This window comes from Agromyces sp. Y782 (assembly GCF_059445405.1).
This window is the reverse complement of the sequence record NZ_JCAIUG010000001.1, coordinates 2,422,322-2,445,466: the sequence shown is the minus strand read 5'-3', so window position 1 is coordinate 2,445,466 and position 23,145 is coordinate 2,422,322. Positions and strand designations below refer to the sequence as shown.

General features: G+C 69.1%; 18 protein-coding genes. 13 read left to right on the top strand and 5 right to left on the bottom strand.

The annotated features are described in order from the left end of the window. Positions 1 to 37: 37 nt before the first annotated feature. A complete protein-coding gene (locus AC1C2S_RS11170; RefSeq protein WP_495352595.1) occupies positions 38 to 1,084 on the bottom strand; it encodes an amidohydrolase family protein in 1,047 nt (348 codons plus the stop codon). A gap of 317 nt (positions 1,085 to 1,401) precedes the next feature. Here AC1C2S_RS11170 and AC1C2S_RS11165 point away from each other — a divergent pair, with 317 nt between their 5' ends. The 12 genes from AC1C2S_RS11165 (at position 1,402) to AC1C2S_RS11110 (ending at position 11,777) form a co-directional block, all read left to right on the top strand. Next, positions 1,402 to 2,301, top strand: coding sequence for a LysR family transcriptional regulator (locus AC1C2S_RS11165; RefSeq protein WP_495352594.1), 900 nt, complete (start codon positions 1,402 to 1,404; stop codon positions 2,299 to 2,301). A gap of 49 nt (positions 2,302 to 2,350) precedes the next feature. Further along, positions 2,351 to 3,115, top strand: a complete 765-nt coding sequence (locus AC1C2S_RS11160) for a dienelactone hydrolase family protein (protein WP_495352593.1) — start codon at positions 2,351 to 2,353, stop codon at positions 3,113 to 3,115. A 55-nt stretch (positions 3,116 to 3,170) separates the two neighbouring features. Beyond that, positions 3,171 to 4,487, top strand: coding sequence for an FAD-dependent monooxygenase (locus AC1C2S_RS11155; protein ID WP_495352592.1), 1,317 nt, complete (start codon positions 3,171 to 3,173; stop codon positions 4,485 to 4,487). Continuing rightward, positions 4,484 to 4,975, top strand: coding sequence for a nuclear transport factor 2 family protein (locus tag AC1C2S_RS11150; protein ID WP_495352591.1), 492 nt, complete (start codon positions 4,484 to 4,486; stop codon positions 4,973 to 4,975). The genes AC1C2S_RS11155 and AC1C2S_RS11150 overlap by 4 nt, the downstream gene beginning before the upstream one ends. Further along, positions 4,972 to 5,847, top strand: a complete 876-nt coding sequence (locus AC1C2S_RS11145; protein ID WP_495352590.1) for a fumarylacetoacetate hydrolase family protein — start codon at positions 4,972 to 4,974, stop codon at positions 5,845 to 5,847. Before AC1C2S_RS11150 ends, AC1C2S_RS11145 begins: the two co-directional genes overlap by 4 nt. A gap of 1 nt (position 5,848) precedes the next feature. Beyond that, positions 5,849 to 6,253, top strand: coding sequence for a RidA family protein (locus tag AC1C2S_RS11140; protein ID WP_495352589.1), 405 nt, complete (start codon positions 5,849 to 5,851; stop codon positions 6,251 to 6,253). Between the two features lie 162 nt (positions 6,254 to 6,415). Beyond that, complete coding sequence (locus AC1C2S_RS11135; RefSeq protein ID WP_495352588.1) at positions 6,416 to 7,552, top strand: FAD-dependent oxidoreductase; 1,137 nt, start codon at positions 6,416 to 6,418, stop codon at positions 7,550 to 7,552. Between the two features lie 36 nt (positions 7,553 to 7,588). Beyond that, positions 7,589 to 8,104 (top strand): MarR family winged helix-turn-helix transcriptional regulator, encoded by a 516-nt coding sequence (locus AC1C2S_RS11130; protein WP_495352587.1) that lies wholly within the window; start codon positions 7,589 to 7,591, stop codon positions 8,102 to 8,104. 128 nt (positions 8,105 to 8,232) lie between these two features. Continuing rightward, on the top strand, positions 8,233 to 10,236 hold the full coding sequence (locus AC1C2S_RS11125; RefSeq protein WP_495352586.1) for a GTP-binding protein: 2,004 nt from the start codon (positions 8,233 to 8,235) through the stop codon (positions 10,234 to 10,236). An 88-nt stretch (positions 10,237 to 10,324) separates the two neighbouring features. Then, positions 10,325 to 10,582, top strand: a complete 258-nt coding sequence (locus AC1C2S_RS11120; protein WP_495352585.1) for a hypothetical protein — start codon at positions 10,325 to 10,327, stop codon at positions 10,580 to 10,582. Next, on the top strand, positions 10,579 to 11,106 hold the full coding sequence (locus AC1C2S_RS11115; RefSeq protein WP_495352584.1) for a hypothetical protein: 528 nt from the start codon (positions 10,579 to 10,581) through the stop codon (positions 11,104 to 11,106). The genes AC1C2S_RS11120 and AC1C2S_RS11115 overlap by 4 nt, the downstream gene beginning before the upstream one ends. Positions 11,107 to 11,189: 83 nt before the next feature. Then, entirely contained in the window at positions 11,190 to 11,777 is a 588-nt protein-coding gene (locus tag AC1C2S_RS11110) for a hypothetical protein (RefSeq protein ID WP_495352583.1), read from the top strand. Positions 11,778 to 11,899: 122 nt separating this feature from the next. Here the strand turns inward: AC1C2S_RS11110 and AC1C2S_RS11105 are convergent, their stop codons facing one another. Next, complete coding sequence (locus AC1C2S_RS11105) at positions 11,900 to 12,025, bottom strand: hypothetical protein (RefSeq protein WP_495352582.1); 126 nt, start codon at positions 12,023 to 12,025, stop codon at positions 11,900 to 11,902. A gap of 147 nt (positions 12,026 to 12,172) precedes the next feature. Here AC1C2S_RS11105 and AC1C2S_RS11100 point away from each other — a divergent pair, with 147 nt between their 5' ends. Next, complete coding sequence (locus AC1C2S_RS11100) at positions 12,173 to 12,625, top strand: hypothetical protein (RefSeq protein ID WP_495352581.1); 453 nt, start codon at positions 12,173 to 12,175, stop codon at positions 12,623 to 12,625. A gap of 427 nt (positions 12,626 to 13,052) precedes the next feature. Here AC1C2S_RS11100 and AC1C2S_RS11095 read toward each other — a convergent pair whose 3' ends face one another. The 3 genes from AC1C2S_RS11095 to AC1C2S_RS11085 all read right to left on the bottom strand — a co-directional run bounded on the left by AC1C2S_RS11095 (position 13,053) and on the right by AC1C2S_RS11085 (position 22,973). Then, complete coding sequence (locus AC1C2S_RS11095; protein ID WP_495352580.1) at positions 13,053 to 13,838, bottom strand: IclR family transcriptional regulator; 786 nt, start codon at positions 13,836 to 13,838, stop codon at positions 13,053 to 13,055. Between the two features lie 198 nt (positions 13,839 to 14,036). Further along, positions 14,037 to 15,566: a hypothetical protein gene (locus AC1C2S_RS11090; RefSeq protein WP_495352579.1), complete on the bottom strand. Its 1,530-nt coding sequence runs from the start codon at positions 15,564 to 15,566 to the stop codon at positions 14,037 to 14,039. Between the two features lie 204 nt (positions 15,567 to 15,770). Next, the gene (locus tag AC1C2S_RS11085; RefSeq protein ID WP_495352578.1) at positions 15,771 to 22,973 is read right to left on the bottom strand and encodes a DUF2341 domain-containing protein; all 7,203 of its coding nucleotides are present in this window, start codon (positions 22,971 to 22,973) and stop codon (positions 15,771 to 15,773) included. Positions 22,974 to 23,145: the final 172 nt, after the last annotated feature.

Below are 23,145 nucleotides of genomic sequence, written 5' to 3'. Positions count from 1 at the left end.
GATGCTGTGGCCCTCGCGGTGACGGCCGAGGGACTCTCTAGATGGGCAGGTCGAACATCCGCTTCGCGTTGCCCGACATGACGAGTTCGCGGTCTGCTGCAGAGATCTCGACCTCGTTCGTCATGAACTCGACGCCTTGGCTCATCCAGCTGTAGAAGACGGGGAACGAGGAGCCGAAGAGGTAGTGGTCGGCGCCGTTGATCTGCAGTGCGGCTTCGATCTGGGCCTTCCCCCACGAGTGCGGGTGCGTGAGGTCGAAGAAGATGTTCTCCCGCAAGTACTGCTGGATCTTCTCGCCGCCGGTCGGATCGAGGCGCTGCAGCGCCTCGACCTTGTTCGGCTTGTGGGGCGTGAGCAGGGCGGTGTTCGCGAACCAGTTGCCACCGAGCATCGTGTGGATGAAGCGCAGGTTGGGGAAGCGGTCGAACATGCCGCTGAAGAGTTCGCGGCCGACCGCGGTCGACTGGTCGATGATGCGGCCGTACTCGCGCCGCAGGTTCGTGTAGTCGACGACCGAACGCCACTCGACCGGCAGCGGGGTGTGATGCACGATCACTGGCAGCCCGACCTCGTTGAGCACCTCGAGGTAGGGCTCGAACACCGCGTCGTCGAGGTAGAGCTGCCCGTAGTGGCAGGCCAGCTGCACCCCGACTGCGCCGCGATCGACGCAGCGCTTGAGCTCGTCGATCATGTCGGCGCGGCCCCACGGCGGGAGGCAGACGGTAGCGAAGAGTCGGCCGCCCGAGCGCTCGGCGATCGAGAACGCATTGTCGTTGACCGCCTTGCACGTCTCGAGATCGAGCCACTCCTGCCACACCGGCACGCGCATGATGCCGTAGTCGACACCGGCCTCGTCCATCGCGGCGAGCTTCGCGTCGGCCGAATAGTCGCCCTCGACATAGTTGAGGTTCTGGTGACCGGCCGGCTTCTCGAGAATGAGGTGCCGCTTGCCGGACTCCATCGTCTCGACCCTGGCGATCTCGCCGAAGCCACGCGGCGCACTGCCGAGGAACCCGTTCAGGATCTTCTCGTTCGAGAAGAGATCCTCGGGCAGGTGGTGGATGTTGATATCGACGACCGTCATTGGTCCGGCTTCCTGTGCGGGGGGCGGTGGGGCGATGAGGCGGTGCCAGTGGCACTGGCCGCAAATGTACGTTGCGGATGGCGCCGGCGACAGGTTCCGGCCTGCACGCTTAGTTTGCACAGATCACGGGTCCGTCTCGCCCTCCCCGTGGCTAGCCTGCAATCACGCCCGACTTCGCCGGGTGTCATCGAGCGCCGCTCGCACCGACGACCGTTCGCACCCAGAGGAGGCATTTGTGCATCGATATACTTCGAATTCGTGCGGCCGCCCCCTCCGGAGCAGGATCCGCATCGTCACGGACTCGAAGGAGCGTTCTCGTGGATCGGTTCGCCGTCATGCGGACGCTCGTCTCCGTCGCGCATGCGCCCTCGTTCAGCGCGGCAGCCGCCGAGCTCAGCATCTCGCCCTCGCTCGTGTCGCGCCATGTCGCCGACCTCGAGGGCCAATTGGGCGTGCGACTCGTGAACCGCACGGCCAGGTCGGTCTCGCTCACGCTCGACGGGGAGCAGTACGCGGAGTTCGCCGAGCGCATCCTGTCGGAGATCGACGACCAGGATGCCGCGCTGTCGCAGACGAAGCGCTCGACCGAGGGCAGGCTGTCGATCATCAGCCCGAAGTGGATCGGCCTGCAGGAACTCGGCCTCGCGATCGGGGAGTTCCGGCTCGAGCATCCCGGCATCCGCGTGAAGCTGCAGCTCGGGGGTATCTCCGACCGCACGCACGACTTCCTCGACCAGGGCTTCGACATCGCGTTCCACGCGCGGCACCCATCGGACTCGCGGGTCAAGGTGCGGCGCATCACGGAGCTGCCGTTCATGCTGGCGGCATCCTCAACCTATCTGGAACGACGCGGCACGCCGGCGTCGCCGACGGAGCTCAGCGATCACGACCTGCTGACGCACACGGGCGACCCGGTCTGGCACCTCGGCGAGGGCGACGAGGCGACGCGGCTGCGCGTGCAGGATCCGGCGTTCACCTCGAACGCCTACTCGATCATCGAGCAGATGATCGAGCTCGGATGCGGCATCGGGCATGTGCCGCGAACGCTCGTGCAGCACTCGGCGCGCGCAGCCGAGGTGGTCGAGGTGCTGCCGCATCTGCCCCCGCCGACGCGCTCGCTGTACGCGCTGCACGCACCCGGCGACGCCACCCCCGAGCGGGTCAAGATCTTCCTCAGGTTCATCACGGACTGGTTCAAGCGCGCGCGTACCGACTGACCAGCCGGCGCGACGAGCGCCCGCCGTTGCGCTCGCCGGAAGGAGCGCAATGCCAGTCTTGACCGTTCGCGACATCGAGGCTCGCGACATCGAATACGCCCACGATGGCACCGAGATGACCGGCCTGCTCGTCGCGCCCGGGGGCGCGGGCGAGCTGCCGACCGTACTGCTGCTGCACGACGCGTTCGGCCTCGGCGAGGATGCCATCGCACACGCCCACCGCTACGCCGAACTCGGCTACGCCGTGTTCGCCGCGGACGTGTGGGGCGACCGGCACACTCCGGCGGGCGGCCCGGACATCGGCCCGCTCATCGGCGCCATGGTGGCCGACCGCGGCGAGTGGATGGCGCGCGTGGCGGCGGCGCACCAGACGGCGGCGGCGCAGCCCGAGGTCGACGCCGCGCGGATCGTCGCGCTCGGCTACTGCTTCGGCGGTGCGGGCGCGCTCGAGTATGTGCGCACCGGCGGCGACATCATCGGCGCGGTCAGCATCCACGGCGGTCTCGACCTGCTCGAGCGCGACTGGTCGGCGGCGACGTCGGGCATCGGCGTGCTCGTCTGCACGGGCGCGGCCGACCCCATGGCGACGACCGAACAACGCGCAGCACTCCAGGCGGACCTCGACGGCGCGGGCATCGGCTGGGAGGTCGACCTCTACAGCGGCGCCAGGCACGCGTACACGAACCCGAAATCGGACTTGCCGGGCATGCCGCCAGGCGTCGGCTACAGCGCACGCGCATCGGAGCGCTCCTGGCAGTCGACCCGGCAGTTCCTGGCCGAGCGCTTCGGCGTGGAGGCTCGCGACGCCGCCTGAGCGGCGGCGCGACAAGACCGGCGCGCGAAGGCGCGCGCATCAGAAAGGATCCAATATGCACGACATCGCGATCATCGGCGCGGGGCCCGGCGGCCTGGTCACTGCCCTGCGTTTGCATCAGCAGGGAATCCGCACGCGCATCTACGAGAGCGTCACCGAGCTGCAGCCCCTCGGCGTCGGCGTCGACATCAAGGTCTACGGCGCCAAAGAGATCGAGGAGCTGGGGCTGCTCGAGGAATTCCGCGCCATGTCGGTCGATGCCGTCGACTCGATCTTCTACAACCACTTCGGCCAGGAGATCTACGCAGAGAAGTGCGGCGTGCACATGGGGTACGAGCACGAGCAGCGCTTCGTGCACCGCGGCTCGCTGCAGATGCTCTTCTACGACGCCGTGCTCGAACGCCTCGGCGATGACGCTGTCGTGTTGGGCGCACGTGTGGTCGCCTACCGCCAGGATGAGACCGGCGTCACGCTCGACATCGAGCACCGTGACGGCCGCAAGGAGCAAGTGCGGCACGACGGCGTCATCGCGGCCGACGGCATCAAGTCGCCCGTGCGCCGCCAGATGCACCCGAACCAGGCGGAGCCGGTGTACTCGGGCATCACGATGTACCGCGGCACGACGCTCCGCGAGCCGATCCGCGACGGCCACACCATCCTGCACATCGGCGACCCCCGAATCTCGACGATGATCGTCTACCCGATCGCCGACGACTTCGAGGGCACCGGCAAGCAGCTGATCAACTGGGTGGTCGAGAAGGAGGGCGAGGAGACGATCGAGGATTGGAACCAGCTCGGCTCGGTCGACGACATCGTGCCGCTGTACGAGAGCGTCGACATCGACTACGTCGATATCCAGCAGTTGATCAGTGACGCACGCGAGGTCTACCTCTTCCCGCTCATCCGGCACGAACCGCTCGACGACTGGGTCGACGGCCGCGTGGTGCTGCTGGGCGACGCCGCGCACGCGATGTACCCGCGCGGCGGCAACGGCGTGTGCCAGGCCTTCCTCGACGCGCGCGTCGTGGCCGAGCAGCTCAGCGCCCACGACGACCCCCACGCGGCGTTCGTCGCCTACGACGCCGCTCGCCGCGAGGGCGTCAACCGCATCATCATGTCGATGCGCGGCGAGGGCTACGAGGTGATCCGCCGAATGGTCGCCGAGCGCACCGACGGCAAACCGTTCGACGACATCGAGCAGGTGCTGCCGCTCGCCGAGGCGGATGAGATCTTCAGCGGCTACCACCGCCTGGTCGGTCAGCCACGACCCGGTGTCGAGGCCGGAGAGGCGACGGGGTTCCGAACCTGGGAATCCTCGCGCCACGCGGCATCCGCAGTTCTGAGTTCTCCCGCCGAAGAAGCTACGCGATGACCGGCGTGACGAAAGCGGATGCCGCGACCGCCGGAGCACTGCGCGCCGTCGAGGAGCGTCGCCTGCAGGCCCTGTTCGACGGCGACCTCGAGACGCTCGACGAGCTGTTCGACGAGACGCTCGTGCACATCCACGCCCCCGGCCTGATGCACTCGAAGGCGCAATTGCTCGAGCACGTCGCGACCCGCAGGCCGTACCTCGACACGACGCGGGGCGACCTCGACATCCGGCTCATCGGCGACGTCGCCGTCATGACGGGCGATCTCGTGAACCGGCTCCGCACCAAGGAGGGCGGCGAACGCACGCTCGGCGGCGTCGCCACCCAGGTGCTCGTGCGATCGGCCGATGCCGAGCTCGGCTGGCGATTCATCCTGTTCCAGCTGACGCCGACGGCGGAGCAGGCATGGGGTGCGCTGCCCTCCGAACAGCAGGCGGAGTCACAGCGCGCGGCGCCGCAGCAGGCCGCGGCTCGGGAGCAAGCGCGATGAGGCTCGCACGGTTCCGCAGCGGCGATGGCCCGATCATGCTCGGCCGGGTGGACGACGGCGTCGTCACCGACCTCAGAGACGTGCCCGGAATCGGCACCTCGCTGCGCGCGATCCTGCCCCGGCTCGACGAACTGCGGCCGGCGATCGAGGGAGCCGACGGGCCCAAGCACGAGATCGCAGACATCCGACTCGAAGCGCCCATCGACGACCCGCAGAAGTTTCTCGGCATCGGCATGAACTACCGGGAGCACGCGGTCGAGGCCGCAGCGGCCGGCATCCCGACGCCGACGAGCCAATTGTGGTTCAACAAGCAGGTCTCGTGCATCACCGGGCCGTTCGACGACATCGAGAAGCCGATCGTGTCGGACGCGCTGGACTACGAGATCGAGCTCGGGGTGGTGATCGGTCAGCGCTGCCGCCACGTTGCGGTCGAAGACGCGCGCTCCGTCATCGCCGGCTACCTCGTCGTGAACGACGTGTCGGTGCGGGACTGGCTGCAGAAGCGCTCCCCCACGTTCACGCTCGGCAAGTCGTTCGACACGCACGGCCCCATCGGCCCGTGGCTCACGACCGACGACGAGATCGAGGATCCGCTCGCGCTCGGCATGCGCCTGACGGTCAACGGCGAGGAGCGGCAGCGCTTCCGGACCGACGACATGATCTACGACATCTCCCAGCAGATCGCCTACCTCACGCAGGTCATGACGCTCATGCCCGGCGACATCCTCGCCACCGGCACGCCCGCAGGCATCGGCGCACCGACCGGGCGGTTCCTCAAGGACGGCGATGTCGTGCGCGCCGAGATCGAGGGGCTCGGCGCGATCGAGAACCACGTGGTGCTCGAGGGTCGCGCGGTGCCCGAGGGCCGGTGACATGCCTCGCCGCCGCAGCATCCACCTTCCCGGTCACTCGCACCGCAATCCGATCCCGGCTGCGAGTCGCATCGGCGCCCACGTCCACTCCGGGGCACTGACCGGTCGCGACCCGGCGAGCGGTGCAATGCCGCCGGGCCTCGACGCGCAATGCGCCAACGTCTTCCGGCACATCCGCGCCCTGATGGCGGCAGCCGGCGGGTCGACCGACGACATCGTCAAGCTCACGGTGCACCTCGTCGATCCCGACGACCGTGGGGCACTGAACCGCGAGTGGCTCGCCATGTTTCCGGACCCCGACGACCGGCCGGCACGCCAGGTGATCGCGGCGCGGCTGGGCGGCGGCGCCCTCGTGCACTGCGACCTCGTCGCGATCCTCGACGCGGTCGACGACCTCGACGACTGACTGCGAGCGTCCGCGAAGCGCCCGACGTTGCAACGTGACGTTGCGCAGTCCGCAATGCTCAGCAGTGGTTGCTTATGTGACCATATATATGTCGATCGAAACATCGACAGCCCGTCGGACCGGCGCAACGGTGCGCCGGCGGGCCTATGTGAGGAACTCCATATGAGCGACCGCAGCATCCTTGTCGTCGGCGGAGGCATCGGCGGACTCGCCACCGCCATCGCCCTGCGCGCCAACGCAGGACTCGACGTCACCGTCATCGAGAAGCAAGCGGACGTGCACTCGTCCGTCTTCGGCGTCGGCATCATCCAGCCCGCGAACGCGATGCGCGCGCTCGACGCGATCGGCTGCGCCGACGCATGCATGGCCGACGGCTACGGCGCCAACGAGTGGGGGTCGATGTACGACGCCGACGGCGGCAAGCTCCGCGACATGACGGCAACGAAGATCGAGGGTGCCGAATACCCGGCGATGAACGGCATCACCCGTCCGCGACTGCACGAGATCCTCACCGCGCGGGCGCTCGAGGTCGGCGTCGTCATCCGCTACTCGACCTCCTTCGACACACTCGAGCAGCACGACGACGGCGTCACCGTGCGCTACGAAGACGGCAGCTCCGAGCGCTACGACCTCGTCGTGGGCGCCGACGGCGTGCGCTCGCAGGTGCGCGAGCACGTGCTCGACGAGCAGCTCCGGCCGTATTACATCGGCCAGAGCGCCTTCCGCCTGAACATGCCCCGGCTGCCCGAGATCGACCGCATCATCCTGCAACCCGGCCCGACCGGCATGGCCGGCTTCGTGCCCATCGGCAAGGATCTCGCCTACTTCTTCTTCAATGCCGAGTACGAACGCGACCAGCGACCGAAGGGCGACGAGATCTATCCGGCGCTCAAGCAGCACCTCGAGGGCTTCGGATGGCTCACCGGCAGGCTGCGCGACGAGATCCTGCAGCCCGATGCCGACATCGTGGTGCGGCCGGAGGAGTCGCTCATCGCCCCGGCACCGTGGCACAAGGGCCGCGTCGTGCTGATCGGCGACGCCGTGCACACCGTCACCCCGCACCTCGGCCAGGGTGCCGCGCAGGCGATCGAAGACGGCATCGTGCTCGCCGAGGAACTGCAACGGCACGATGACCACGAGCACGCCTTCGACGCCTACACGGCCCGCCGCTACGAGCGCTGCAAGCTCGTCGTCGATACCTGCCTGGCCATCGCGGAGTGGGAGAAGGGCCTCAAGCCCGGCTTCGACAACATCACCGCGACGAACGTCGTGCTCGACACCCTCGCGCAGCAGTACTGACCGGCACGGGTCTCTCGCCGACCTACACTTTGCCCAATGGGATCGAACGGCCGTGACACGCGCACTCCGCGCTCACTCGAGCAGGATGCCTCGCTGAATCGCGCCGCGACCACGCTCAGGGAGCTCGCCTGGACCATCCACCGGCGGGCCCCCGAGCGCGCGCACGTCGGGCCGATCCCGACGACCGAGGTCGCGCTGCTCAAGCAGGTCGTCGACGACCCCGGCGCGACCGTGGGCGAGCTCGCCCGCACGCTGGGCCTGCGGCAGTCGAACACCTCGGCCGCGCTGCGCTCTCTCGAGGGCCGCGGACTCATCACCCGCGAGAGCAGCGCCGAGGACCGCCGGGTCGTGCGCGTCTGGGCGACTGCCGACGGCACCCGCGAGCACGAGGCGATCTCCGAGGCATGGAGCGCGGACGTCATGAACGCCGTCGCGGCGCTGCCCGAGCGGGAGCGCGCTGCACTCGCAGCTGCGAGCGGCGCGCTCACGCAGCTGCACGAGCTGATCCGCGAGGCAGGCGAGGGCCTTCACAACCCGCCGCCGCGCGAGTAACATCATTGCTCGTCGCTGCACGAGCGACGAAGTCCGTCACGAGACGTCGAAGAGAGAGGGCAAGGCGATGCGAGCTCAGGTCACGCCTTCGTTCACCCTCTTCCGCGACCGAACGGACCTGACCACTCGTGCGTACCCTCAATCTCGGCATCGTCGCGCACGTCGATGCCGGCAAGACCTCTCTTACTGAGCGCCTCCTCGCCGAGGTCGGCGTGCTCGACCACCCCGGCAGCGTCGATGACGGCACGACCGTCACCGACTCGCTCGACCTCGAACGGCGCCGCGGCATCACGATCCGCTCGTCGGTCGTGTCCTTCGAGCTTTCGGGCGACGCGCCTGCGCCCGCGCTCACCGTCAACCTGATCGACACCCCGGGCCACTCGGACTTCATCGCCGAGGTCGAACGCGCCCTCGCGGTGCTCGACGGCGCCGTGCTCGTCGTGTCGGCCGTCGAGGGCGTGCAGGCGCAGACCGTCGTGCTCCTGCGCACCCTCCAGCGGCTCGGCCTTCCCGTCATCCTCTTCGTGAACAAGATCGATCGCGCCGGCGCCGACCCGCTGCGCGTCGTCGCCGACATCCGCCGCCGGCTCAGCGAGCGCGTTGCGTTGCTCTCGACGGTGACGGATGCCGGTACGCCGGCTGCGTCCGTCGAAGCTCGCCGCCACGGGGCATCCGTCGATGGCCTGCTCGAGGTCGTCGCCGAACGTGACGATCGCGTGCTCGAGGCGTGGGCGAACGGCACGCCGCCGCCTCCTGCGCGGCTGCGCGAGCGATTCGGCGAGCTCTCACGGGGCGCGTTCGTGCACGGCATCCTCGCCGGGTCCGCGCGCACGGGCGCGGGCGTGCCCGAGCTGCTCGCCCACCTCGGCGAGCTGCTGCCTGGCATCGAGCGTGATGCCGACGCCGAACTCGCCGCGACCGTGTTCAAGATCGAGCGCGACGACCGCGGCGACCGCCACGTGTTCGTGCACGTGCGCGCCGGCACCCTGCAGGTGCGCGACCGGGTCACCGTCGCCGGTCGAGAGGGGGTCAAGATCACCGGCATTCGCTCGTTCGAAAACGGCACGGTCGTCGAGACGGATGCCGCGCCGGCCGGCCGTATCGCCCTCGTACGCGGACTCGACGACGCGAAGATCGGCGCCGCCATCGGGATGCGATCACGCACCGCCGCTGAAGGGGCGGGTCTCGTCCGGCCGATGCTGCAGTCGGTCGCGGAGTTCGCACCGCCGCACGCGGGCGCCGTGTTCTCGGCGCTCACCGAGCTCGCCGAGCAGGACCCGTTCATCGATCTGCGGCAAGACGACGCGCGCGGCGAGATCACGGTCATGCTCGCGGGCGAGGTGCAGAAGGAGGTGATCCAGGCGATGCTCGCCGAGCGTTACGGACTCGAGGTCGGCTTTCGCGAGTCGACGGTGGTGTGCGTCGAGCGGCTCGCGGGTGTCGGCGAAGCCGTGGAGTTCAACAAGACCGGCGGCAATCCCTTCCTCGCGACCGTCGGCCTGCGCGTCGAACCCGCGCCGCCCGGCAGCGGCATCGTGTTCCGCCTCGGCATCGAACCCGGGGCCATGCCGCCCGCGTTCTTCGCCGCGACCGAGCAGGCCGTTCGCGGCACGCTCGAGCAAGGACTCCTGGCCTGGGATGTACTCGACTGCATCGTCACGATGACGCACTCGGGGTACTCGCCGCGCCAGAGCCACGCCCATCAGCGCTTCTCGAAGGCGATGTCGAGCACGGGGGCGGACTTCCGCGCCCTCACCCCGCTCGTCGTGATGGACGCGCTCGCCCGGGCCGGCACTGTGGTCTGCGAGCCGATGCATCGCTTCGAGCTCGAGGTGCCCATCGATGTCCTCGGATCGGTGCTCTCGGCGATCACCCGACTCGAGGCCGTGCCGACCACGACCGAGGAGGAGCGTTTCGCGGCCGTCATCTCGGGTCGAGTTCCGCTGCGACGACTCGACCGGTTGCGCGCTGCGCTGCCGGGGCTCACTCGCGGCGAGGGCGCACTGCGGTCGGAGCCCGACGGCGACGAACCCGTGCACGGCGTCTTGCCCGAACGCGCCCGCATCGGCGAGAACCCGCTCGACCGCGAGCAGTACCTGCGGCGCATCGAGCAGACGGTGAACGGGGTGTGATGCGTTCGCAGCCATGCAATGCCATGCCATCGCGCATCGCGTCAATCATTTATTGACAGACCGATCGGCGTCAACCTATGGTTGACGCGTGGGAACGCAATCGAAACGCAAGCTCATCACCACGTGGTCGATCGGGTTCGGCGCCATCCTGCTCGGCATCACGGCCAACACGGTGGCGATCGTCATGCTCGAGGGCTTCGTGCGCGGCATCGTGCTGGGCGTCGGTGTCGCACTGACGCTCGTCGGCACGCTGACGCTCGCGACCACCCTCGGGTGGCTCGTCTCGCGGGCCCACTCGAAAGAGGTCGACGGATGGTGGCTGCCCAGCCAGGATGCCGATCGATGACCGGCGTCGGCGACGCAGTCACGCTCGCGATCCTCGACAACGTCGCGGTCGACGGCGAGATCGGTCGTGACGGGCATCTCGCGCTCATCCGGGCGAGCGCCGAGGCAGAACACGAGGTGCGCGCGATTCTTCGTCAGGCGATCGAGTCGGCTCGCGCGGGCGGCGTCAGCTGGTCGGCGATCGGCGCCGAGCTCGGGATGACTCGGCAAGCGGCGCAGCAGCGATTCGGAGACGCTGCACGAGCCGATGCTGCCGCCACCGATGGTCTCGAATATCGGTGGCTCGGCCCAGTCACCGCGTTCGACGAGATGGCCGAGCTGGAGTTGGCGGGCCGGTCGGGCTGGCACACCGTCGAGGCCGCCATGCTGCGCCACCGCATGGTGCGCACCGAGACCCAGTGGGAGCACAAGCGCGTGGTCTGGCGCGGCCCGTTGCGGCGCTACGAAGACGACGGATGGATCGTGGGCAGCCGCTCGTTCCCGTGGGCGTACCTCGTGCGCGACCTCGGCGTGCCGCCGGAGTGAGCTGTCGCGCAGTTGCGCGGTCGCGCGAGCTCTGCTGTGGATAACCAGCCACCTCGCGCGCGGGCTCGCCTAGGGTATTCGCCATGCCCCTCTCTCGTTCTGCGCGACGCCACCGTCGCAACCCGCTTGCCGGGTTCGCCGCGATCGGCGCGATCGCACTGTTGCTGAGCGGATGCACGAGCGGCGACCCGACGCCGACATCGACCCCCTCAGCGGATGCCGCCGAGCCGATCTTCGCGTCAGACGAGGAGGCCCTCGCCGCCGCCGTCGAGGCCCACGAGTCGTATAGCACCACCTCGGATGAAATCCTCGCCGACGGGGGCCAAGACCCTGAGCGGATCCACCCGTATGTGACGTCCGAGCACGCAGCAGTGCTCTACCAGGAGTTCGAGGCGTTCCGTACGGCTGGCGCGCGAGCTGAAGGTGAGAGCGCATTCGATACCGTCTCGTTGGTCGAACGCAGTGAGAAAGACGGTCTCGCGTCCGTGTCTATTTACCTCTGCCGTGACGTAACCGACCTCAGGATCATTGGCCCAGACGGCAGCGATGTGACACCGACCGAGCGAGACAATCGCGTGCCATCGCAAGCCTTCCTCGTGTCGAACAGCGAGGAGCCAGCACACCTGCTCATCGATCGGATCGAACAATGGCCTGGCGACGACTTCTGTTGACAGCCCTGGCGGCCAGTATCGTCGTGGCTCTCCTCTCACCGCCCGGGACGGGAGTGGCAGCCGAAGATCCCCAGCCAGATACCTGTTCGAGCGTCGCGGTCGTCCTCGGGTGCGAGGTCGACTCAGAAGTCGGGCCCCGGGAGGTGATTCTGGAACTGATCGTTGGTGGCGAGGAATCGCCGGGTCGAAGCGAAGAGGGTCGTCCACCATCCCTGGAGCAGCCGCAAGAGGCCGATCCGATCTTCCACGAGTCTGAGCCGGCACCGCCGCCGCCGGAGAACTGCAGTCCACTGAACGTGGAGATCTGCGCGGTACCACCGGCAGCGACACCAGAGCCAGAGCCGGCCGCTCCCACCCCGGGCGTCACAGTCACGCTGCGCGATATCGCGTCGTTCGTGCCGGCGAAGCCGGACAACGGCATGGAACCAGGGGGCTGGGCGGTCGAAGACCTTCCGGCGAACTTCGCCGCCGGAGCATCCGTGCAGATCGTGCCCGGCACCCTACTCGGCCAGCCCGCCGACGTGCGCTTCACACCGGTCGGATACCGGTGGTCCCACAGCGACGGCGGCACCGTCGAGAACGCCGCACCTGGTGCGACATGGGCACAACTCGGTCAACGCGAGTTCACCCAGACCGGCACGAGTCACGTCTTCGCCGAGTCCGGCGAGTACACCGTCGCCCTCGACGTCGTGCTGCGCGCCGAGTACCGGTTCGCCGGATCCGGTTGGCAGACCATCTCCGGCACCCTGGCCGCCACCGGAGACCCCCAACGCGTCCTCGTCGGCCGATTCGACACCGTCCTGACCCAAGGCGACTGCAACACCAACCCTGCCGGCCCCGGCTGCTGAACCCAGCTGCTGACGAGGTGGCGCAAGGTAGTCGATCTGCTCGATCAGCCGCCGGGCGATCTCATGCGGCGTCTCGCCCGCATCGGTCGAGGTCGGCTTGGGCACCAAGGTAGCCGAGTACGCCGCCGACCGCGATAGGTGCGCCGAGACGATAGGTGCGCCGAGAAGGGATGGTAGCGAGGGGAGAAGGACCCGAACCTTCCCCCCACGCTCACCATTCGCTCGCACGGAGGAAGAACCCGAAACTCCCCCCGTGCCGATCGCGCAATGCGACCGTGTGCTGCGATGCAGCTACGCGCCCCCCAGCGCGTACTTGTACGGTACCCGGGCGGGACTCACGACGGCAGTGCCAGATTTTCAGATGATGAACAGCGGATGCCGCGGACGTCTGCCGCGGCATCCGTCACCGCCGACCCAGGCGCCCGACTCAGCCACCCGACTGCCCGAGGCGGTCGGTGCCGAGTTGCAGCGAGAGTCGGGCCGCCACGCCGCGCAGCTCTTGGATGAGGGCGGCGCCGGCGGCACTGCCCGGGTCGGTCGGCAGCGACACGGCGAGCGAAGCGGTGATGCCCGCTGCGCGTACCGGCACTGCGATGCACGTGTAGCCGATCGCATACTCCTCGCGGTCGACGACACTCTCGTGCGAGCGCTCGAGCTGGTCGAGCAGCACCCGCCGATCACTGATGGTGTGCGGTGTGAGTTCGGCGAGCGGATGCCGCGACACGTAGTCGAGCCGGTCCTCCCTCGGCAGCACGGCCAAGATCTGCTTGCCGAGCGCCGTGGCGTGCGCGCTGCTGTGCAGCCCGACCCAGAGTTCGACGCGCGGGTTGTGTTCGGCGTCGACGATGTCGATGAGATTCACCTCGCCGTCGTCGAACCGCGAGAGGTAGGCGGTGACGCCGAGTTCTTCAGTGACGCCGCGCAGCGCCGTGCGCACGCGGGAGAGGAACACGCCATGCGCGGCATCCCCCGAGAGGAAGGCCGGGAATCGATCGCCGAGCAGCAGCCCGTCAGGTTCGCGGGCGAGATACCCCTCGTGCACCAGGGTGCGCACGAGGTTGTACGTGGTGCCGGCCGTGAGTCCACTCGCCGTGGCGAGCGCCTTGACCGGCATCGGTCGCGGCTCGTTCGCGACGATGTCCACGAGCCGCAGAGCGCGTTGCACCGAACCGATCAGGGTCTGATCCGATTCTCGGGCGTCGGGTGTCGACATCGGTACTCCCCCCTCCTCTCATGGTACCGCCGGAGGAGGCAATCCACGCGCCCCGCCGCTGCGCGACGATCGAAGCTCTTCGTCGCGCTGCTGCCCGCGATGAACGCACTGCCGTGGCACCGATGTCACGGCTTCAGCGCGCGGTCGGAGCGTGCGCGTGCGGGCAGTGGCAAGCGAGCACTCACGGGGGGCTCCACGTCACTCGCCGCCGAGCACCTCGCGTGCGTGTCGGTACTTTTCGGCGAGGCGCACCTGCGTGTCTCGGTCGAGGCGGCGCACGCGCCACGGCGCCGAATTGTCGTCGACATCGGCGAGCTTCACCCGGCGGGCCACCGGGTGGCGGCGGATCCGCGCGTAGTACACGTCGTCCGCGACATCCGCGGTGCGCGTGAGCAGCTGCACGACCTCGACGATCTCGGGCATCACGCCCGCCTCGAGCAGATCCTGCGCGGTGACCGCGGTGTCTTCCAGCACGTCGTGCAACCACGCCGCCGCGGCGGGCATGGGCTCGGCGAGCGGGTCGAACCGCTCGGCCACGCGCCCCGGGTGATCGATGTACTCGGCGCCCACCCGGTCGAGCTGACCGCGGTGCGCGACGAACGCGATGCCCTTCGCGAGCGACACCTGCGCGGTGGCGGCGGCGACAGCCGGCGCCGGCGCGACGGCGGGTGCGGCTGCGGCTGCGGCTGCGGCTGCGGCTGTCACGGCATAGGTGCCGGCCGACGCCCCGACGGGCATCGGGGTGACATTGGCGGGCATCACGGATGCCGCGGGCTCGACCTGCTCGAACATGTTCGTTCCCATCACCACGGCGTTCTCCTCGTTCATCTCGTCGTCATCGTCGTCGGCCGCGCGGAAGTCGAATACCGGCTCGACCTCTGCCGCGACTTCACGGGCCGGCGGCTCGGGCTCTTCGGGCGCCGGCGGTTCGGGGTCTTCGGGTATCGTCCCGGCATCCAGCCACTCCGCGACGGCGCGCGCCGGAACCGGGAACGGCAGCTCGAGAACCACCGCCGGCTCTGCGTCCTCGAGATCTGCGACCTCCGGGCTCGACACAACGCCTGACGACACCGCGCCACCGGGCACCGCGTCACCGGACGCCGCGTCGCCGGACGCCGCCTGTGCTGCGACCTCCGCCGGCTCCGCAACATCCGTCACCCCCGCGGCATCCGTCGGCTCCGCGACATCCGTCACCGCTGCGACCTTCGCCGGCTCCGCGACATCCGTCACCTCAGGCACTGGCGCAGCGGTTGTCGCCTCGGCCTGTGCAGCCTCGGCCGCGGCCTCGGCCAGCGGGTCGCGCCCGAGCACCGGGCGCACGAAGTGCAATTCCGCCTGGAGCTCGGCCATCTCGCGCGCGTCGAGTTCGAGCAACGAGCGGGCGTTGCCCTCGCCTCGGCGCACGAAGTAGTCCTCGTCGACCTCGGTCAGACGCTCCCCGTCGCTCGTCGTGAAGTAACGCCGCCGACCGGCATCGGTGACGGGAATGATCACCTCGACGAACTCACCACTCGGCTCCTCGCTGCACAGGTAATAGCGCTGCACATCGCGCGGCGACGAGTGGCTCCCCCAGTCGGGCGTGGGAATCCGGCGGGGACGAAGGGTGCCTCCGACCTCGGCGCTCCGGCGGCCCGGCCGAGGCGCGCGCTCAGCCGCGGACGCAGCCGCGGACACCCCCGCGGACACACGGAGTCCGAGCATCGGCTGTTCGTCGGCATGCGTCGTCACTCGGGCTCCTGGGGGTCGGGCCGGCGGCGCTGCGGTCGGAATCGGAGCTGCTCGCCGCTTCCGATGCTAAACGGGTTCCGCACAATCTGCACCTGCACGGGCGGTCGGGCCGGCCTGCTCACCTCGTGCTCCCGACCGAGCCGGTGCCGCGCACCGACACGGATGCGGCCGACTCGAGCGAGCCGACCGCATCCGTCGCGAGGGTCAGCCGAGCTCGTGGCGTCGACGTGCTCGCATCAGCACGAGACCGAGCAGCAGCAGCAGCAACGCCCCGCCCACCGTCCACGGCACCCAGCCGAGATCGCTCCCAGTCGAGGCCAGGTGCCCGGTGAGCCCGTCGGAGCCGGAAGCAGGGGGCTCGCCGCCGGGAGCGCCGCCCGGTGCCGCACCCACGACGATGCGCGCTGAGGCCACATCGACGCCATCCTGCAACACGACCACCGTGTGCTCGCCGAGAGGAGTGCCCTCGGGAAGCGTTCCGGCGAAGGTGAGCGTGCCATCGTCCGCGGCGGTCACCGCGCCGAGTGCGACCGGCGTCGAGCGCAGCTCGATCTCGAGGGATGCGCCGGCGGCGAAGCCGGTTCCCGACACGGCGACCGCCCCACCGGGGTGGAAGTCGCCGCGCACCACGATGCTCGGCTCCGGCTGCTCGCCGCCGGCGTCCACAACCTCGATCGTGACCGGCTCGGAAGCGGGCGACCATCCGACGCTGTTGAGCGCACGCACCGTCACCGTGTGGCTGCCGGTCGCCACGCCAGTGGCATCCACCGAGAGCACGCCGCCGTCGACGGTCAGCACCCGGTCACCGACATTGACCTCGTAGCGGGTGACGTCGGCGCCGCCGTCGCTGGCCGGGGCCGACCAGCCGACCTGCACCGTGGTGCCGGTGGCCGTCGCCGACACGTCGCGGGGCGTCGACGGCACTTGTGCCTGCGCCTCGGTGATGGTGAACGTCGACACCGCACTGCGAGTGGTGTTGCCGGCCGCGTCGGTCAGGTCGGCGTACCACTCGTACTCGACGCCCTCGCGGGCACCCTCGAGCACCATCGAGACGGTCTCGTCACCGACCGTGCCGACGGTCTCGCCGATCGGCGCCGAGGCGCCGGCCGAGAAGGTGAGCGCGTTCGCGGTCAGGGTACGCGTGGTCGAACCGCCAAGGTCCAGCTCGATCACCCAGTTCTCCGAGTCGGAGCCGTGGAACCCGGGAACCGCCGACTCGGCGATCGGCGAGTGCCACGCACCGTCGGAGACCGCGGTCTGGAGCATCGGCGACCAGGTGTTGGAGTGGATCAGGCCGTTCTCCGCGTCGATGCTCAGGCTGCGGTAGAACTGCTGCCCGCCGTAGACGCGGCTCTGGTAGTCGGTGAGCACACCGTAGGTGGTGCTCGCCGGCGTCGTACGCGACGCGACCCCCGTGCCGGCGATGTGACCGCCCAGCACGAGCTTCACGTTCGGGTACGCGTCGACCAAGCCCGTGATGTTGCCGTTGGCCCAATTGTTCGCGCCCGTGCCCACCGACTGGTGCGCGGCGAGGATCACCGTGTGGTCGGGGTGTGCTGCCAGCACCTCGCGCGCCCACGCCAGCCCGGCGTCGTTCGCGTTGTCAGACGAGAAGAAGCCGATCGTCAGCAGCAGCAGCCGCGCACCGTCGATCTCGGCGGTGTAGTAGTAGTTGTCGATGTCCTGGCTGCCGCCGAAGCTCCACGGCGTGCCCTCGAGGCTCGACTCGAATCGCGACATGGGGAAGTAGCTCGGAAGCATCACACGGCCGTTCCGCGCGTCCGAATAGTCGTGGTTGCCCCACGAGATGAGGTAGGGCAGACCCGCCTCCTCCATGGCCACGGCGGACGGTTCAGCCTGCTTCCACTGGTACTCCTGCGAGAGGTACTCACGGTTGACCCAGTCGCCGGACTGCACGACCATCGCGGTCTTGCGCTTCTCGGCGCCGCCGACGACGTCCTCGAACTGCTTCGTCATGTAGTCGGGAGTGGCCTGGGCGTAGAGCTGCGTGTCGGGCACGTGCGCCATCCCCCAGTCGAAGTCCGCGACATCCGGAGCCGTCTCGTACTCGTGCTCCACGCCCCACGGCAGCTCGGTCAGACCGCGCCAGATCAGCAGCGAGATCGTGCGCTGTTCGGACACCACGTTCTGCTCGGCGCGGGCGACCACGTCCAGTGCGACGGGGCCGCCGTCGGCGTTCGCATCCGAATCGGCCAACGCCCAGGCGGATGCGACGGCGTCCCACACCCAGGCCGACACCCGGCGGTCGTCGCCCGTTCCGGTCCAGGCGAAGTGGAACTCCTCTTGCGCCGCTTGCTCGTCGGTCAGGGTCACCTCGTAGATCTGGAACGGGTTCTGGTCTTCGCCCGCGGTGGTCGGCAGGAGGTCGGCGAGCGCGGTGCCGCTCGTGGGCAGCAGCGCGACCGGGGTGCGTTCCACCGTCGAACCGGTGCGCACGACGGTGTTCGCCGCGGTCAGCGGCACCGTCGCGTTCGCCGAGAAGGAGACATCCACCGGTTCACGATCGTCGGAGTCGGGAGTGACCTCGAGCGTCACCTCCGGGCGGTCTGCGGATGCCGCATCCGACGAGTCGGCAACGGTCGGCGCCGCCGGGGCGACGGTGTCGACGACCGACAACGGCACACTCCGCTGTGCCGAGGAGCCCTCGGCGACAGCGGTGAGTGAGAGGGTCGCGTCGCCGATCGCGTGCACCGGCACCGACAGCGAGAATTCACCCGCGTCGACGGTCTGCCGGAGCACCTCGGCGCCGTCCACCTCGGCGACGAGCTCGGCGTGCTTGCTCACGGTGCCGGTCACCTCGACCAGGCCTGCCTCTTGCTCGGAGTCGGCACGTGGGGTGGCAACGGTGAGCTCGACGTCGTCGGACGAGCCGGCGACGACGTCTCCCAGCTCGATCGCGTCGCCGAGGTACATGGCGTACCGGAAGGCCTCGAAGTCGGGGCTGAAGCCCACCCCCGCGATCTGCACCTCCGAGACGTCGCCGGTGAACGGACGGAACAGCGAGCCGTCGGTGGTGGCGTAGTCGCCGATCGTGGTCTTCACCGACGGGTCGCCGTAGGTGCTTCGGTACTCGACCATCTGCGAGTGCACCTCTCGGCCGTCGATGAACACCGAGTACGTCATGCCGTCGTAGGTCTGCGTCAGCAGGTGCGGCTCACCGTCCAAGGCCAGTGCGAAGCGGTTGTTCAGGTCGACGGTGCCGAACTCCCAGCTGTTGCCGGCCAAACGGGTGCTCGCCTGCCCGTCGCCGGTGATGCCCTGCCAGAAGCTCGTGCGGCCCGAGCCCGTGCTGGACTCCTTCGCGACGATCGGCGCATTGCCCGTCATCTCGGCGAGCTGCTCCTCGGTGAGCGAGATGACGGAGCTGATCGAGATGCGGTCGAAGTCGCCGCCCACGTCGCCGTCGTACTCGAGGCGCGAGGAGCCCAGCTCGGCGACCGAGTCGCCGCCCCGGGTGGTCACCGTCAGCTCGCCGCCGACGACGGATCCCGCGTGCGCGCCGGTCGAATCGGTGACGGTGGCGCCCGCGTCCGCCGCGGAGCCGAAGTGCTCGACGAGCGCGTAGTCCTCCGACCACACCCGGGTCGGGTCGTTGGTCACGTCTTCGGCGCCGAAGTATGCCCAGACCGTCGCCGCCGACTGCGCGGGGATCTGCGGGACCCGCACCCAGACGACGGACTCACCGCCGGGGTTCCACGTCTCCACCTCGAACGGGAGGGGGACCCCATCGGTCGCGAAGAACGCGAGGGTGTCGGCATCCTGCTGCGGGGTCGACGCGAACGCGACCTTCACCGGCACATCCGTGAACGCAGTGCGGGTGTCGTTCCGCACCGTCAACGTCTGACGCGCGTCGGCATCGGTCGCCCACGCGATCTCACTGCCGTCGGTGGCGACGGCGCCGATCAGTTCGCGGATGCGGGCCTCCCGCGCCTCGAGCTCGTCGAGGTTGCCCAATCCACCCTGCTGCGCGGCGCTGAGCCCATCGACTACGGCGCGCACCTGCGCGACGCCGTTCTCGTCAGACGTGGTCAGGTCGGCGACCTGCGGCAGTGCATCGATCGTCGCGGCGACCGGAGTGACCTCGCGATCGATGCCGAAGCTCTCGAACAGGCGGGGCTGGCCCTTCTCCTTGATGTCGTACTGGTCGATCGTGAGCCGGTTCTCGGTGACGCTGATGCCGACGAAGTTCTCCTGGTTCTGCTCCCCCGTGCGGTCGAACAGCTGCAGGTAGCTCTCCAGGTCGATGCCGCCACCGGCGCCGGTCGCCTGCGTGTAGTGCTTGGCGCCGGCGGTGTTCGGCAGGAAGAAGATCGTGCCGTCGGGGTTCAGCGCGTACTCGGCGCGCTTGCCGTTCACGATCTCGGTGATCACGCTCGTCGGCCTGACGGCCGCATCCTCGATGCCCGCCGCGTCGTACCCGAGCACCTTCGTGCGGCTGATCACGTGGTCGTGGCCCTGCAGCACGAGGTCGATGTCGAGTTCGTCGATGACGGGCATGAGCCGGTCGCGCATCGCGATCACGTCGGCGTCGTCGAGGTGATTCGCCGTCGTGTAGAGGCCCTTGTGCATCGTCACGATGACCCACTCGGCGCCGGCCTCGCGTGCGGCGGTGACATCCTGTCGCAGCCAGTCGATCTGGCTGTCGCTGATGCCCTGGGCCCCGCCCTCGTTCGTGTTCAGCACCGCTACGTGGGCGGCGTTGTAGTCGAAGGAGTAGTAGGCACCCGTCGAGGTGTCCTGCCCGTTCTCCGCTTCGAGCGCGAAGTGATCGGTGAACGAGTCGGTCGCCTCGTCGTGGTTGCCCGAGGCAGGGGCGAGCGTCGTCGCCATCAGGCTGTCGCGCGAGGAGTCGAGCAAGTCGATCCAGTCCTGCTCACGACTGCCCTGCTCGACGACATCGCCGTTGTGCATGACGAACTCGGCCGATGGCACGGTCGCCAGCGACTTGGCGATCGTCGCCGCCGACAGCTCCGCCTCGCTCAGGTTCTGCGATTGGGTGTCGGTCAGGTCGATGAAGGTGAAGTCGGATTCGCCGTCGCTGGTCAGGAAGGTGCCGGTGGCACTCCACACCTGCGCGCCCTGGTCGCCCAGCTGGTAGAAGTAGCGCGTACCCGGCTCGAGCCCGGTGACGACCGCCTGATAGTTGGTCTCGCCGTTGCGGTCGGTCGTGCGTTCGGCGGCCACGAACTCGGCATCGCTCAACTCACGGTCGGTGCCGACCTTGACGCCCGCGGCGTCGCTCGAGAGCGTCGAGTACCAGTTGAAGGCCCGCTGCGTCTGCGTGTCCCCGTAGAAGGTGGTCGCGATGCGATTCGGGCGTTGGGTGTCGTCGATGAAGCGCGGCACGGGATGCCCGCGTTCGTGGTCGAAGATCCAGTCGGCGGCGAAGTCCCAGCCGAGCTGCTCGTACGTCGCCTGCACGCCGAGGTCGGCGGCGGAGGTGTCTGCGCCGTTCGCATCCGTCGCGGTGCCGGTGACGGTTGCGTCGCTGATCGTGATGTCGCCGTTGGCGAGGTTGTTCGCCAGCACGGGCACGCGGTACTCGCCAGAGGCCTGGTAGTAGCCGAGGATGCGGCCGGCGAACCCGGCGACGGGGCCGGAGTAGTCGATCGACCCCGAGAAGGCGACGTTGCGCTCGATCGTGACGTTGTTGCCGGATTCGGGGTAGGCCGCGACAGCGCCGGCGTCGATTCCGCGAGTGCCGGAACCGCCGTCGGCGACGACAGCGAGGTCGACCGAGACGAGGTTGTCGCGAATGACCGCGTTGTCGTGCACGTGGGAGGCGATGCCGGCCGGCATCTTCTTCGCGGTGACGTCGCCGTCGACCCAGCTGGCCGTGACCTGGCTGTTGCCGCGCAGCTCGGCCGCGATGCCGGCGACCTTCTCTGCGCCGGCACCCGACAGCTCGGCATCGATGACGGAGACGCCATCGAAGATCGTGTCGGTGGCGACGACCACGACCGCCGAGACCCAGTCGCCCTCGGAGCTGCTGTCCGTGCGCGCGGTGACGCCGTCGAGAACGAGGTCGCGAACCTCGCCGCCGGTCATGGCGCGGATCAGGCCGAGCCGGGCCGAGGAAGCGCTGGGCCCGTAGGTGATGTCGCTGATCGTGTGGCCGCGACCGTCGAGCATCGCCGTGAGACCGTCGATGCCGACGAACGCATCGCGGCCCGTGAAGTCGAGGTCGCCGGTGAGGGCGTAGTTCGTCGCCGCGGTGTACTTCGCCGTGCCGGCGTTGAGTTCGGCCGCGAGGAACTCGAGATCGGCCGCGTTCGCGATCTCGTACGGCGCCTCCGCGGTACCGGCACCGGGCAGCGTGTACGTGTACTTCGGCACCGGGTGCCCCAGCATCCCGTCGAAGCTCCAGGCGTCGGTGAAGTCCCAGCCGAGCGCCTCGTAACTCGCCTGCTGCGCGAGGTCGGCTGCAGCCGTGTCGATGCCGTGCTGGTTCTTCGTGCCCGGGCCGGCGACGGTCGCGCCCGAGATCGTGATGTCGCTGTTGGCGAGGTTGCCCTCGGCGCTCCAGCCTTCATAACCGGTGTAGCCGACGATGCGGCCGGTAAACCCGTCGATGAGGCCGCCGTACTCGATCGAGCCGCCGAGGGCGACGTTCTGCGAGAAGCTGGCCGAGCTGGGGGTGCCCGGGTAGCCGACGATCAGGCCGGCGTCGATTCCCCGCGTGCCGGCGGCGCCGCCGCCGTTCACGACAGTGAGGTCTGCATCGACGAGGTTGCGATCGATCCGGCTGGCGCCCTTCGAATAGGCGACGATGCCGGCGGGCATCTTGGCGGCGGTCAGCGCGGCCTCGACGGAGTTGTCGGTGACGATGGCGCCGTCGGCCTCGCCGATGAGCCCGCCCACCTTCTCGCCGGAACGCGCGACCAATTCGGCGTCGATGACCCGGTTGCCGGTGACAGTCGCGCCGGTCGCGTACACCGCGAGCCCGGCGACGAAGCCGGTACCGCTGCCGTTGTCAGCGGTGACGCCGTCGAGCGTGAGGTTGGCGACGGTGCCCTGGTTCAGCCGCCGGATGAAGCCTCGATGCCCTCCCCCGGCCGAAGACGTGCCCAGGGTGATGTCGCTGATCACGTGACCCCGCCCGTCGAAGACACCGGAGAACTGATCGATGCCGGAGAACTCGGCCTCGCCGTCCATCGCGATGTCGTCGGTGAGCGCGACGTGCGACGAACTGTAGGCGCCCGGTTCGGCGTTCGCCGCGGTCGCGAAGGCGAGCAGGTCGGATGCGGTGTCGAGGAGATAGGGATCGCCCGCAACTCCGCTTCCCTCGATGCCGTCCGGCACGGCGGCCTGCGCGGCGGTCGCCGCCAACGGGAGTGCGAGCGCGCAGATCACCGCTCCTGCCAGGACGGCTCCGGTCGTTCTCACGGTCTTCCTTCGGGCGTACGCAGGCATAGCAGTACCGCTTCTTCTGGGGAGGCAGGGGGGGAAAGCCACGGCGCTCAACGCGCGCAGGCCTCCTCGAATCAAGTGGGTGCGCGTTGCCGTCAAGCCAATCGACGGTGTCCGGTCGGTGAACGCGCCCTGACTGGTCGACGTT

Excerpts from the sequence above, each read along its gene's own strand:
- AC1C2S_RS11170 (WP_495352595.1), bottom strand. The coding sequence starts at position 1,084 with ATGACGGTCGTCGATATCAACATCCACCACCTGCCCGAGGATCTCTTC.
- AC1C2S_RS11150 (WP_495352591.1), top strand. The coding sequence starts at position 4,484 with ATGACCGGCGTGACGAAAGCGGATGCCGCGACCGCCGGAGCACTGCGC.
- AC1C2S_RS11095 (WP_495352580.1), bottom strand. The coding sequence starts at position 13,838 with ATGTCGACACCCGACGCCCGAGAATCGGATCAGACCCTGATCGGTTCG.
- AC1C2S_RS11135 (WP_495352588.1), top strand. The coding sequence starts at position 6,416 with ATGAGCGACCGCAGCATCCTTGTCGTCGGCGGAGGCATCGGCGGACTC.
- AC1C2S_RS11115 (WP_495352584.1), top strand. The coding sequence starts at position 10,579 with ATGACCGGCGTCGGCGACGCAGTCACGCTCGCGATCCTCGACAACGTC.
- AC1C2S_RS11145 (WP_495352590.1), top strand. The coding sequence starts at position 4,972 with ATGAGGCTCGCACGGTTCCGCAGCGGCGATGGCCCGATCATGCTCGGC.
- AC1C2S_RS11155 (WP_495352592.1), top strand. The coding sequence starts at position 3,171 with ATGCACGACATCGCGATCATCGGCGCGGGGCCCGGCGGCCTGGTCACT.
- AC1C2S_RS11160 (WP_495352593.1), top strand. The coding sequence starts at position 2,351 with ATGCCAGTCTTGACCGTTCGCGACATCGAGGCTCGCGACATCGAATAC.
- AC1C2S_RS11110 (WP_495352583.1), top strand. The coding sequence starts at position 11,190 with ATGCCCCTCTCTCGTTCTGCGCGACGCCACCGTCGCAACCCGCTTGCC.
- AC1C2S_RS11130 (WP_495352587.1), top strand. The coding sequence starts at position 7,589 with ATGGGATCGAACGGCCGTGACACGCGCACTCCGCGCTCACTCGAGCAG.
- AC1C2S_RS11140 (WP_495352589.1), top strand. The coding sequence starts at position 5,849 with ATGCCTCGCCGCCGCAGCATCCACCTTCCCGGTCACTCGCACCGCAAT.